Source organism: Desmonostoc vinosum, from assembly GCF_059505385.1.
Window position 1 is genome coordinate 1 of record NZ_JCACKM010000051.1, and the last position, 12,862, is coordinate 12,862.

General features: G+C 39.1%; 9 protein-coding genes. 3 read left to right on the forward strand and 6 right to left on the reverse strand.

From position 1 onward, the window contains the following. Both AC5JMF_RS08875 and AC5JMF_RS08880 read right to left on the reverse strand, forming a co-directional pair. Positions 1-2,387, reverse strand: a 2,387-nt coding sequence (locus tag AC5JMF_RS08875; RefSeq protein ID WP_495795340.1) for a HEAT repeat domain-containing protein, incomplete at its 3' end; no start/stop codon positions are given. 498 nt (positions 2,388-2,885) lie between these two features. Further along, positions 2,886-5,054 (reverse strand): NACHT domain-containing protein, encoded by a 2,169-nt coding sequence (locus AC5JMF_RS08880; protein WP_495795341.1) that lies wholly within the window; start codon positions 5,052-5,054, stop codon positions 2,886-2,888. Positions 5,055-5,308: 254 nt separating this feature from the next. On the opposite strand from AC5JMF_RS08880, the gene AC5JMF_RS08885 reads away from it, so the two are divergent. From AC5JMF_RS08885 to AC5JMF_RS08895, 3 genes are all read left to right on the forward strand, one after another. Continuing rightward, complete coding sequence (locus AC5JMF_RS08885; protein WP_495795342.1) at positions 5,309-6,502, forward strand: MFS transporter; 1,194 nt, start codon at positions 5,309-5,311, stop codon at positions 6,500-6,502. 172 nt (positions 6,503-6,674) lie between these two features. After that, positions 6,675-7,451 carry an SDR family NAD(P)-dependent oxidoreductase gene (locus AC5JMF_RS08890; RefSeq protein ID WP_495795343.1) on the forward strand — a complete coding sequence of 259 codons (777 nt, stop codon included), beginning with the start codon at positions 6,675-6,677 and terminating at the stop codon, positions 7,449-7,451. 108 nt (positions 7,452-7,559) lie between these two features. Then, positions 7,560-8,486 carry a hypothetical protein gene (locus AC5JMF_RS08895; RefSeq protein WP_495795344.1) on the forward strand — a complete coding sequence of 309 codons (927 nt, stop codon included), beginning with the start codon at positions 7,560-7,562 and terminating at the stop codon, positions 8,484-8,486. Positions 8,487-8,490: 4 nt separating this feature from the next. On the opposite strand, the gene AC5JMF_RS08900 is transcribed toward AC5JMF_RS08895, so the two are convergent. The 4 genes from AC5JMF_RS08900 to AC5JMF_RS08915 form a co-directional block, all read right to left on the reverse strand. Then, the gene (locus AC5JMF_RS08900; protein ID WP_495795345.1) at positions 8,491-9,270 is read right to left on the reverse strand and encodes a photosystem II electron transport protein, Sll1252 family; all 780 of its coding nucleotides are present in this window, start codon (positions 9,268-9,270) and stop codon (positions 8,491-8,493) included. Positions 9,271-9,329: 59 nt separating this feature from the next. Next, a complete protein-coding gene (locus AC5JMF_RS08905; protein ID WP_495795346.1) occupies positions 9,330-9,833 on the reverse strand; it encodes a hypothetical protein in 504 nt (167 codons plus the stop codon). Between the two features lie 164 nt (positions 9,834-9,997). Beyond that, positions 9,998-10,375 carry a hypothetical protein gene (locus AC5JMF_RS08910; protein WP_495795347.1) on the reverse strand — a complete coding sequence of 126 codons (378 nt, stop codon included), beginning with the start codon at positions 10,373-10,375 and terminating at the stop codon, positions 9,998-10,000. 226 nt (positions 10,376-10,601) lie between these two features. Continuing rightward, positions 10,602-12,782 (reverse strand): TolC family protein, encoded by a 2,181-nt coding sequence (locus AC5JMF_RS08915; RefSeq protein WP_495795348.1) that lies wholly within the window; start codon positions 12,780-12,782, stop codon positions 10,602-10,604. Positions 12,783-12,862: the final 80 nt, after the last annotated feature.

Consider the following 12,862-nt stretch of genomic DNA (forward strand, 5'->3'; position numbering starts at 1 on the left):
ATTAAGCCAGGAATTGCCTCTTGTGAACCGATTTTACCCAGCGCATCTGCGGCACTAGAACGCACAGAGAAGTTTGGGTGTTCTAGAAGTTGAATTAAGCCAGGAATTGCCTCTTGTGAACCGATATTACCCAGCGCATCTGCGGCACTAGAACGCACAGAGAAGTTTGGGTGTTCTAGAAGTTGAATTAAGCCAGGAATTGCCTCTTGTGAACCGATTTTACCCAGCGCATCTGCGGCACGAGAACGCACAGAAGAGTCTGGGTGTTCTAGAAGTTGAATTAAGCCAGGAATTGCCTCTTGTGAACCGATATTACCCAGCACATTTGCGGCAAGAGAACGCACAGAAAAGTCTGGGTGTTCTAGAAGTTGAATTAAGCCAGGAATTGCCTCTTGTGAACCGATTTTACCCAGCGCATTTGCGGCACTATAACGCACAGAAAAGTCTGGGTCTTCTAGAAGTTGAATTAAGCCAGGAATTGCAGCTTCTTTCTCTCCCAATGCAGCACGATATTCTTGAAATCGTACTTTATCTATTTGTTTTTCTCTATCTTTTAATAATTGCAGAGCTGGAGTTTCAAAGGCTGTTTCATTTAAACTGCAAAGAGTTTGGAAGACTTGTAACTTAATCCTATAACTGACTTGTGGTAAATCACTTATTTCTAGTTTGACTAAAGCCTGTAAAACTTCTTCCGCTAGGTTGCTATCTGCTAGTTTCAAATCTTTGGGATTTTCAGCAAGGCAATTGCCAGCGAAAAATAAATTACGGTGCAGCCATTGCTCATATTCACTAGGCTGATATAAAATAGTCCGAATTGCTTTAGCTGTTGGTTTAGGTTTTTGTTGAGCAATTAGCAGCAGCAACACTTCTCGCCAATGAGGATCGTGAAGATGATCTTTGATATGCTGTAAAACAATACCAAAATCATCTTCATTATCTTTTTGGTAGATAATTTCTTGAGTGCAAAGATATTCTTGAAAAGTTTTATGCACAAAGGCGTAACAATCTTGTCCTTGTTCATTTAACAAACCTGTGCGCTCTCTGATAAACTTTATAAAGCGTTTTGCTTCTTCATCAGCTTGCTCAGTTCCAATTTGTTTGAGAATTTTTATATGTTTGCTTAATTGAGATATTAGCTCATCTCGATCAATTAGCGTACCACCTTCTTGATCTCCTGTATTTCCTTGAGTATGAATCCAGTAAGCCAAGCTTTCTAACAGACGTCGCAAATCATCTAATAATAAATAATCAAATACCAAATGATTGGTGATTTCTTTATTTGAATCCCAAGAACCTAATAAAGTTTCTACCGCTTTTTCATATAGCTTATGACGTTCTTTCGGCAAAATGGCTTCGTAGCGATGAATTAAAGCAATAATCGTTAACAGTAACGGATTTTTTGCTAACAACTTAATCCGATTATTATCAGTAAGTGCCTTTCTCAGACTATCTTTACGGCGTTGTGCCTCTAGCAAATCTACAATGCGACTGTCGTACCAACGGTTAATAAATTCTTCTATTTTATTATCATCAAATGGCTGGAGTTGATAATGAGGAAAATCTTCTGTATGAAAAAAGTCGCGTCTGTAGCCAGCAGGACGAGAGGTAATAATTACTCGATTTTGAGAAAATTTTCCTAAAAATTCTTCAATTTGGCTAACAACTTCATATCTCTTGCCTAAATCTGCAACTTCATCTAAACCATCCAATAAAATTAAAGCTTGTCCTTTTTCCAACCAATACTCAAAAAAACTAGGTGGTAGCTGCTTTACAAGTAAATTACGTTGGACAAACTGATTCAGATATTCTAGGATACTTTTATTTTCTTGTCTTGCTAAATCACGAACTTTAACCAAAATTGGTAGTAGATTTGTGTCTGCTTTCAGTTCAAGTTTTTCTGGCTGTTGTTGAGCAAGCATGACAGCAAAGTAACTCATTAAAGTAGTTTTACCCGAACCTGGTGCGCCTAATAAAACTAATTTCTGAGAGTAGTTTTCTTTTAAAAGCTGTTGTGCAGAAAACTTCTTTCCAGTCTGGTTTTCCAGTTGCAGTAGTTGACTTTGCTCATAAATTAATTTTTCCTGACGCTTGCTTGATAAATCATCAGCTTCAGATAAATCAATATCGATTCCCATGCTTCCAATACCATAAGGTAATCCCAGGCTAGCTTTTATTTCCTTCTTTGCAGAAAGTCTAGAATCTATTTGTTTATAACTAGTTTTTACTTCCTCCACTACATCAGGCATAACAAAAATTTGACTAGATTTTGCAGATTTATCCACCTCTTGACTAGCCACTGCAATTCCAGCAAACTTAATATCATCAAACAACTTTGCTAGTTGCCTACAGTATTCTTGCTTAGTAGCTTGAAATATTTCTGTACTCATGCTACCTTTACTCACCTAATTGTGGACTGCATTTTGAATCATCTGATTTTTTTAGTTTTTGTAGTGGCGCGACAAAGCTAAAATAGTGTATTAGCTTTTCTCTTGTAGGATGGGCGTCTCGCCATTGGTGTCAACTTAAGCTAGAAATAGCTTCGGTGTTGGCTTCCTCACCCGCCAAGAAATAAATTTCTTGGCTAATAGCTCAAGTCTACTGAAGTAGACTCAAAATCTTGGGGGATATTCAGTCATCTTCAGATGACTTTTGCTATCAGCAAGGAACTTCAATTCCTTGCGGGACATCGGTTCTACGTTAACTTGACACCAATGACAAGATGTCCACACCACAAGAAAGCTTATTGCAACATTTTAGCCTTGACACGCCAGTAGGGTGCGTTAACGAAGTAAAGCACCATCTTGATTTGATTGATGGTGCGTTGTCGCGAAGCGCAACGCACACTACTAATGCATTATTTTAGCTGCGTCAGTCCAGTAGCAGTATTAAACTTTTAATTTTTCTAGTTTATTTCGATACTCTTGTATTCTATCTTCATCTATCTTTTGTTGATTTGCTTCCAAAATGCTAAGTGCTGATTCTGCAAACTCTGTTTGACTCAAACCGCAGAAGATTAAAAATACTTGTGCGCGAATTTTTTCATCTAAATCAGTATTGATTTCTAGCTTTACCAACTCGTTCAAAATATGTAAGAATAGCTCATTATCCTTATTATTATTTGCTGCCTTTAAATATTTAGGATCTTCAGCTAAACAACTACCAGCAAATAACAAGTTATGATGATACAAGTCTTGGTTATCTTTATCCTTATCAAGGATGGCGTTAATCACTTTAACCATTTGGTTGGGTTTTTGAATCACAATCAGCAGTAATAATACTTCTCGCCAGTGAGGATTATAGATATATTTGTTGATATGATCTAACACTATTTGAAAATTATCTTCATTTTGACGACAATAATCTATATCTTGAGCGCAGAGGTATTCCTGAAATGTTTTATGTACAAATGCATAACAGCCTTGTCCCTGTTCATTCAGTAAACCAGAACGAGCAGAAATATAATCAATGAAGTTTTCTGCTGCTTGCTTAGCCTGGTAAAGTTCAAGACCTTTGAGATTTTTAATGTCTTGACTTAATTGGTCAATGATTTCACTGCGATCGACTATTGTACTGTAATTTTTATCTTCTGTTGTACTTTCTTGGCTATGAATCCAATAGGCCAGTTTTTCCATCAATCTTTGCAAATCGTCAGATTGTATATATTTTAATTTTTTAATAGGTGCTTCTTTTTCCTCAAATCGAATCTGTTCCCAACCTGTGAGTAAAGTTTTTACCGCTGATTCATAAAGGTTGTGACGCCTTTGTGGTAAACGATACACATCATATCGGTGAATTAAACAGACAAGTGTTAATAGTAGCGGATTTTCGACCAATAATTTAATGCGTTCTTGCTTGTTTAATATATCTTGTAAGCTAGTTTGCCAGCGCTGTGAGTCTTGAGAGTTTAGAAAACGACTGCTGTACCATTTCTCGATAAATAAATCAATTTTTGACTCGTCAAATGGCTGGATAAAATAGTGAGGAAACTCTTTTGTTTGAAAGAAATCTCGCTTATATTCCGCAGGACGAGATGTAATAATTACTCGGTTTTGGGCATACTGCTCATTTTTCACAAAAGAATAAAGATGTTGTACAACTTTAATTCGTTTCTCTTCATCAGCAATTTCATCTAAACCATCAAGTAAGATTAATGCTTTTCCTTGTTTGAGCCAATAATCAAAAAATCCCTCCGGCACATCTAAAGCGAATTTTTCATGTATAGACTTTTGCAAGTATTCTAAAATATTAGTATCTGGACATTTTGCTAAATCACGAATCTGAATTAAAATTGGTAATAAATCTATCTGCTCTGGTAATTCCAATTCTGAGAACTTATGCTGAGCAACTTTAAGAGCAAAATATTGCATTAAAGTACTTTTACCAGAGCCAGGATCACCTAAAATTACCATTTTCTGTAAAGCACTGTAATTTAATAGCTTATTTGCTGCAATATTAGCTTCAGAATTTAATAAATTATTCTCCTCTCTTACATCTGGAATTACAAAAATTCTTTCTAAGGACTCGGACATATCTTTTTCCTGTCCTCCTGTCACTTTAGTTTCAGCAATTCCAGCAAAACGTATTTTTTCTGAATTTACGATTATTAGTTGTAAATAGTTTTTTTTAGTGGCTTGATAGCTTGGATAAGCTTGGCTTTCTTTAAAATACGTATTACAAAAAGTATTCAACCAAGAGTTAAGATATTCTTCATTTAGTTTAACTTCTTGCCTCTGTGCTATTTGCTTAAATGCTTCACTTAAAATCTGTGTATCTGGAAATTTTTCATCTTTTAGCGGTTTCTCTATTTCTTTTTGAACTGCTGAATACTCAAATACTTTAGCTAGAAAGTTATCGATTTGCCTATCATCAAATGCAGACAAAAGCCCTTTTGTATTTTTATTATCTTCAGATTGAGCTGCATTTATCCCTTCTCTGATAGCCAGTTCTAACTCTGTTGGATTTAACCGACTTTTAGTTTTTTCAATGATTTTTTTTGCAACTACAGGTAAAGCAGTTTTTATTGCAATTCCACTAAGAATCGAAAACTCTGTCATATTGTCCTGTTTTTAAGCAAGTGGTATGTCTGTATTATCCTTAACTTCATAAGAGTAGTATAAAACATGACTTGTATCACCAAATGTTCACAATTATCAATCAAAATCTGGAAACATCAAATCAATTCCCCACTCAGAAAGCGGGTTTCTCTATGAGAGTTGACAAAAAACTTATGCTTTGCAAGATTGCTATTATCACCCATAAATCGGTATAATTAGGCGCTCTTGTAAACTGATCTATCCAGGTAACTTTTATGGGTTCATCAGAGGAAAATATTCAATTAAAGCGCCGCAAACCAGTTTATCAAGAACTGAATTTTCAAATTATTTGTGCAGTTTCATTGATTGCTGTGATTGGCGTATCGAGTGTAACTCCAGCTTTTCCCAAATTAGCCAAAGCATTAACTGTTAGTCCTAGTAATCTGGGTTTATTGATTACAGTATTTACATTACCAACAGTTATTTTAGGGCCTGTTATTGGTGTCGCTGCTGATAGATGGGGAAGGAAGAAAATTGTTGTTCCTTCCCTATTTTTATTTGGTATTGCTGGTACAGCTTGTGCTTTTGTTAGGGATTTTAACCTTTTACTGTTTTTAAGATTGTTGCAGGGAATTGGTGCGGCTTCTTTACTTTCTCTCAGTATCACTTTAATTGGTGATTTATATACAGAAGATAGACGCACTGAAGCAATGGGCTATAATGCCAGCATTAGTAGTGTAGGCACAGCAGCCTATCCCACAATTGGTGGTGCATTAGCAACATTTGGCTGGTTCTATCCTTTTGCTTTATCCTTATTAGCAATTCCGATTGGATTGTTAGTATTATTTGTGCTGAAAAATCCAGAACCACAAGGCGATCGCAACCTCAGAGAATATTTAAAAAACGCAGGCAAAGTTCTCAGAAATCGTCAATTATTTGGTCTTTTTACAGCAAGTTGTGCTAACTTTATACTACTCTATGGAGCTTTTATAACTTACTTACCACAGTTAATTAACGATTCATTTAAAGCACCATCTGCAACTATTGGGATATTACTTTCCAGTGTTTCTGTGGCAATTACCATCACATCATCTCAATTAGGGAAATTGGCCGTCAGATATAAACCCACAACTTTAATTAGAGCATCTTTTGTTTTGTATGCCATAGCTCTTTTGATAGTTCCTTTCATGCCAAGTCTTTGGTTTTTGTTAATCCCTAATACAATTTTTGGCATTGGAATTGGTATCGGTTTTCCTAGCATTCAAACACTTTTAGCAGATTTAGCACCAAGAGAGTATCTGGCAACAATTCTCTCGATTAACGGCACATTTTTCGGTTTAGGACAAACATTAGGCCCATTATTAATGGGTATAGCCTTTGGTTTGGGTGGAATTAGCAGCGTATTTTATGCAGGTGTAGCTTTTGCAATTTTTATCTTTTTCGTGTTTAGGTATTGTACATGCATGTGATTGCTTAATTTTCTCGAATTAGGGAATAGGGAACAGTTTTTCCTATTTCCTGCAATGCACTGAGCCAATCAGATGCATATACTCTTATTGGCATATAACTCTGGATGGTTAAAAATTATTAGCAAATCTCGCTAGTATTTATAAGTTAAATAGAATCAATTTTGATCAAATAATGCCAACTGCTTTAATTACCGGTGCATCCAGTGGTATTGGTAAAGCCTTTGCTCAAGAACTAGCTGCACGTCAGACAAATCTTGTTTTGGTTGCTCGTTCCGAAGAAAAGCTCAATCAACTAGCTCAACAACTTCAAGAACAATACAACATTCAAGTAGATGTTATTATTAAAGACCTTACAGAACCTCATGCAGCCACTGCTGTCTTTGATGCCACTAAAACCAAGGGATTGACAATTGATTTATTAATCAACAATGCTGGTTTTGGTGATTATGGTGATTTTGTTGAACGAGATAGAGAACGCCAACTCAAAATTGTACAATTAAATATTCTAGCTTTGGTAGATTTAACTCATCAGTTTTTACCATTAATGCGTCAACGTCATGCTGGCGGCATCATTAACGTATCTTCAATCACTGCATTTCAACCTATTCCATACCTTTCTGTTTATGCTGCTAGTAAAGCTTTTATTGTTAGTTTTAGCGAAGCATTATGGGCAGAAAATCGTCAATATGGTGTTCGTGTTTTAGTTACTTGTCCAGGGCCTATAGAAACTAACTTTTTTACAGAAGCTCATTTTCCTCCAGCCTTGGCAGGAAGCACAGAAAAAGTATATTCTGCCCAAGAAGTAGTTTGCAAATCTTTAAAAGCGTTCGAGGATTGGCAACCAACTGTTTTTATTAGTGATATTCCTACTCAAATTAGAAGCACATTAGCTCGATTAGTACCTCGAAAAATTCTCTTAAATATGTTGGCAAAACGTTTTAAAGTCTAATTCTTGGAATCCAGAACAAAAAGGTGTAGGCGCAGCCTGCCGCAGGGATCACTTTTCTGATAGATAAATATTAAGTACATTTTTATACTTATTAGAAAATCAGAAAAAATGACCCGCAAACCTCACGATCAGTTCGCCAAGCAATTTTTAGAAGAACTACTATCACCCTTGGGTAAAGTAGAAGCCAATAAGGAAGTGATTGATGAGGCTCGACAAGTTGATATTTTGTTTTCACCTGCACCCACATCTCTAAATCAAGCCCAAAGTCTCGGACTACTAGGAAGAATAGCTGTGCTGAATACAGCTTTACTCGAACCATTTCGCAATCAACCCAGCAAGACAGAAGTACGCAATTGCCTATTGAAGCTGTTAACAGTGATTGCAGATTGCCAACGCCAAGCCAAGCGAGAAAATACAACTTTACTGGAGGATAGTCTAGCACGGTTGTGGATTTTATCACCGTCAGCTTCCCCAGGATTACTAGAAAGTTTTGGCGCTAAACTAAAGTTAGCAAACTGGCTATCAGGGGTGTATTTTCTACCCAAAAGTTTGCGAACAGCGATCATCGCCATTAACGAGTTACCTGTCACAGAAGAAACACTGTGGTTTAGGCTTCTGGGTAGGGGAAATGTTCAACAGCAAGCAGTTAAAGAATTAGTTGCCTTACCACCAGAAAACCTAGTGCGTCGTAATGTTCTAGAAATAGTTTACAGATGGCAAATCAGCGTTATGAGCAAGCTCGAATTAACTCAAGACGATCAGGAGCTAATGATGAATTTAACCCAAGCTTATCAAGAAGCCAGAGCGCAGGCTGTGCAAGAAGGAGTACAGCAGGGAGTACAGCAGGGAGTACAGCAGGGAGTACAGCAGGGACAACGTTTAGTCATGGAAAATTTATTGAGATACAGGTTTGGTTCTGTGGACGAAGAACTGTCGAGAGTTGTTGATAGTTTACTACAGTTATCTCCAGAGGAGTTTACGCCTTTGTGTTTACAATTATCTCGTGAAGAATTATTAATAAGATTTAGTGCATAAAAAATTACATATATCGAGTTAATTGCACGCGATAACGGTCTTTTTTAGTTACGGCAATTTCGCCCACTTCTAAACGTCCTTTACCGCGAATGGCGATTAAGTCTCCTGATTTGACTTGAGAACTCGCTTGAGTAATTTCCTTCCAATTGACGCGAACATCACCAGAGTCGATTAAATCAACCATTTTATTACGAGACATACTAAAACCAGCAGATGCGATCGCATCCAACCTTAAAGAAGCCTCTACAGTAGTCAATTCCTTTTTTTTCGGTTCCCTAACCTTTAACTCGTTGATCTCAATCTGCTGGATTTTCACAGGCACAGAACGCACCTGTTTAAGACTCATCTCTAAAAACTCTACCAGCTCGGGTGTGACAATTGCCTGCGCCCCTCGTTCGCCTAAAACAATAATATCTCCCGTCTTTTCGCGGACAATTCCTGTTCCCAGCATTGCGCCTAAAAAGTCGCGGTGAGTGGCGGTATCAAAGAGAAAATTTCCGGCAATTTCTAAAGCCACAAGCTCAACTTGGGACTGATCTAACGGAATTTCAGAGCGGGCGATCGCAATTCTTTGACGTTCAGCTTGCGGATATCCACCCCAAGATACTAATTGTACCTCTGTTAAACGACTAAACACTCGTTGTATTTCTGCTAACTCTGGAGGTGAGAGAAAATCTGTCAAAACAACTTCCCAAGTTTTGATTGCTTGCTCCGCCTGATCAATCACACGCGCTAGACTATCTCTATTTTCAACACCCTTTAAAAGCTCTTCTCTTGGCAACATTCTCAAAAATCACAAGTTATAAATTGTAGACTCAATACAAATTCCCAATTCCCCATTCCCTAATTCTTTGTATCAGCGTAACCCTGGATATTTTCTGGCTCAAACTGACGTAAGGTTCGGGTTGCTTGCCGAGTAAGAGTTTCAGAACCTTGGACTACAATAATATATTTGCCTGCATCTAAACGGTTACGGTAGGGTAAAGCGTCACCACCGCCTACGAGTAAGCCAACTCCACCGCCCACAAATACACTACCCATAGCACCACTCCCAGCACCCAGCAATCCCCCAATGATGTGATTGCCAATTTCTCCCGCCCAAGCAAAGGTATTCAAACCAGTAATTAGGCTGAAGGTAAAACCAGCGAAAAACCCGAATGGAATCAACCAAATCGCCATCAACTTCGCTTGCTTTTTGGCTTGTTCTTGAGGATCAATTAAGCCGAACTCGTCAGCTGTTTTGTAACCTTTACCCAAAATAGTACTTTTGATACCATCTTTTTCTAAAGCTACGGAAGCAGCTTCGGCTTGGATACGGTCTGATAGTACGGCAACAAGGTAATTCATTAATCTAATAATACTTGTCTAAATTGGCACAACAGAGCAAGAGACAGTGACAAATCCTTTAGTAAAGACGTGGCAAAAGCTAGTCTCTATAATTGTCTATCTGCTACATTCTTTTTTGAAATTAGTATAAAAATCTTTTGTTTCTATCCTCTGTCACCTGTTTCCTATTTTAGCGAATCCAGTGGTTCACAGAAATTGTTTACACCTTGCTTGAGAACATATATCAAAACTGTTGCAGCTAGAATCTTAGGAAAAGCTGGCATTGTTTTTATATGTTCCATCATCCCCACAAGTGAGCTATTTAACAACTCTTGCCGATATTCTTGCTCACAAATAACTGCCCGCCATTTTCTAGCCAAAGCATCTAACCACTCGGAATTTGCTCGCTCTGGTTCTTGTCCTGCTTTAATCGCTAGTGTCATCGCTGCATCTTCTAAATCTCCTTCACAGTCCTCAATTAAATCGAGTGCTTCCATAGCTACAGGATCATCAGCCAATTGAGAGCGAAACTGTGCAATTTCTTTCGATGTTACTTTAGTCACTCCTGCCCAAACCCTTATTATTGTCTTTGGAGTTAGCCTTAATTCAGTTATGTTATCCCAATTTGAAAAAAGAATGTGACGTGTCATAAATTATAGAGACGTTGCATTGCAACGTCTCTACAAAAGGATTTGTCATAATCATCAATTGAGAGATCTCTTAGTCCCAAATAGTAAACAGGAAATAGGAAAAACTGTTCCCTGTTCCCTGTTCCCTATTCCCTTCTTCTTAACGTAAACCCCTCGCGGTGACAGCTCTTTGTAAACGAGCCAGCGCTCGGTTATAATCCAGAATTGCTGTCACTCGATTACCTTCGGCTCGTGTCAGGTCGTTTTCTGAGTTAATCACATCAGTTTGAGTACCTACACCAGCTTGGAAACGCAGACGAGCTAAGCGCAAAGCTTCCCTAGCTTGTTCGAGAGCTGCGTTAGAGGTTTGTACGTTCTCCAAATTAGATTGCTGGGTAGAAAAGGCGTCTTCTACCTGGAAGCGAATTTGATTGCGCTGCTCAGCAAATTGTGTTTCGGCGATCGCAATATTACTTCTTGCTTGGGCTGCTCTTGCTTTTGCCGCTCCACCATCATATAAATTGAGAGTCGCCCTCACTCCTAATGAATAACCATCGGTGACGCTAATAGTATCATCGAACTGGTCTAACAGGTTGTAACTAGCAATCAAACTCACTTGAGGCCCCAACTCACCCAGAGCTTGTCTACGTTGCTGCTCGCTAATGTTGCGTTGCGCTAGTTGCTGTTGTAGTTCTGGACGGTTTTGATAAGCCTGGACAATGCTTTGCTCTAAACTGAGGTTCCAAAGACCAGCTAATTGTACAGGGTCTGCGGTACTGATATTCACCGACTGTGGCAAACTCAACCGGGTAGCCAAGCGTCGGCGAGCAATTGCTTGCTGGGAACGCGCATTTGTTAAGTCTTGTTGAGCATTGGCTAGGTTTACCTGCGATCGCAATACATCGAATCGGGTACCAACCCCAGCTCGCTCTAACGCTTGGGCATCACGCAAACTAGCCTCGGCATTTTCCACCGCTGACTGAGCAATACGTACTTGTTCATCTGCTTGTTGTAAATCGTAATATTCAGTAGCAACATTCAGACGGATTTCCTCAGATTGATTCTCCACAGATAATTCGCTGACGCGTACTCTCTCCTCTGCCTCTCTAATCAGAGCTTGCCGTCTTCCAGAGGTGTAGATATTATATGAAAGTTCTGCTTGACCATTAAAAGCTGTAGTAGCTTCCTCTGGCTGTGAGATGCCAGTGGCTTGTTCTTGTTGTTCTATTGACAGCTGGGTACTAGCAGACTGACTACGACTAATATCAGCACTAATCCCCAAAGTAGGTAACAAAGCAGCTTGTTGCTCCCTCAGAGCGCCTCGACTACGTTCTAGCTCCAATATCGATACTTGTAAATCGCGATTGTTTCGCCGTGCTAACTCCAAAGCCTGCCCTAAAGTAATGGGTTGATTTCCCTGAACTGTTACTTCCTCTGGCTTGGTAGGAAATTGCAGGGGATTTGGACTTTGGATGAGGTTGTCGGGTACTTGCTGGGTACCTGTTGGCGCTGGGGTGACGGTTCCCGGCGTTGTAGGAGTCTGCTGAGGCGTATCTGTTGGCGCTGGGGTGACGGTTCCCGGTGTCGTGGGAGTTTGCTGAGGCGTATCTGCTGGCGCAGTTGGGATATTACTCTGAGCCAAGCGTTTGCGAATCGCATTTTGTTGTGAACAAGTACTTGAAGATAGCAGCAAAGAACTTGCAACAGTTGTGTTGCTCTTGTTCATCTCCTGCAAACACCTCTGCACTACCAACAACTTTGCTGCTGTCGGTGTAGCTGAAGTTCCCAAAAATGTGCGTAACTCAGTAGCTGTAGAATTCTTCTTTGAGACTAATGGTTGCCTGGAAGAAGAAACAGCAGTGGGTTTGGCAGCCGAGTCAGAAATTACTACACTCTCTAACTTCTTTTGAGAAGTGCCCAAATTCCTTAGTTGTAAATTACTTTTTGTCGAGCGATTCTCATCTAGTCCAAAAGTAGGATGCTCAGCAGATGTCAAGCTGAAAAATTTACCTTTATCTTTCTTTAATACTTGTCTTAATGGCACAACAGTGCTGCCAGTCATAACCACTGGGATACTGTTGTAACTTAAAGGCTGCATATGAAACCGAGTCAAACCAGCAGTGGGTAATTGGGTTGGAACACTAGCATCCCTAGTTTGAGAACGCTGTGTATTTGTGATGTCCGCAACTAAGTTTTGACTGTAGGTAGAAGTCAAAACATTAGGAGAAGACGCCAGCTGTACCCCACCTACTTTCACAGTACCAGCCCAAGCAGGCTGGGTTATTACGACCGCTGCTGTCACACCAGGCAAGAAGCTATGGAATAATTGCTGTCCTTTCACCGCATCCCCTCACACAAAAATATCAATCTAGCGGCAGAAAACTTTCACTCACCACAGAATATAGCACGATACTAAATTTA

What these genes read in the sequence shown, in the direction of transcription:
- AC5JMF_RS08900 (WP_495795345.1), bottom strand. Translation starts at nt 9,270, where the DNA reads ATGTTGCCAAGAGAAGAGCTTTTAAAGGGTGTTGAAAATAGAGATAGT.
- AC5JMF_RS08890 (WP_495795343.1), top strand. Translation starts at nt 6,675, where the DNA reads ATGCCAACTGCTTTAATTACCGGTGCATCCAGTGGTATTGGTAAAGCC.
- AC5JMF_RS08885 (WP_495795342.1), top strand. Translation starts at nt 5,309, where the DNA reads ATGGGTTCATCAGAGGAAAATATTCAATTAAAGCGCCGCAAACCAGTT.
- AC5JMF_RS08895 (WP_495795344.1), top strand. Translation starts at nt 7,560, where the DNA reads ATGACCCGCAAACCTCACGATCAGTTCGCCAAGCAATTTTTAGAAGAA.
- AC5JMF_RS08905 (WP_495795346.1), bottom strand. Translation starts at nt 9,833, where the DNA reads ATGAATTACCTTGTTGCCGTACTATCAGACCGTATCCAAGCCGAAGCT.
- AC5JMF_RS08880 (WP_495795341.1), bottom strand. Translation starts at nt 5,054, where the DNA reads ATGACAGAGTTTTCGATTCTTAGTGGAATTGCAATAAAAACTGCTTTA.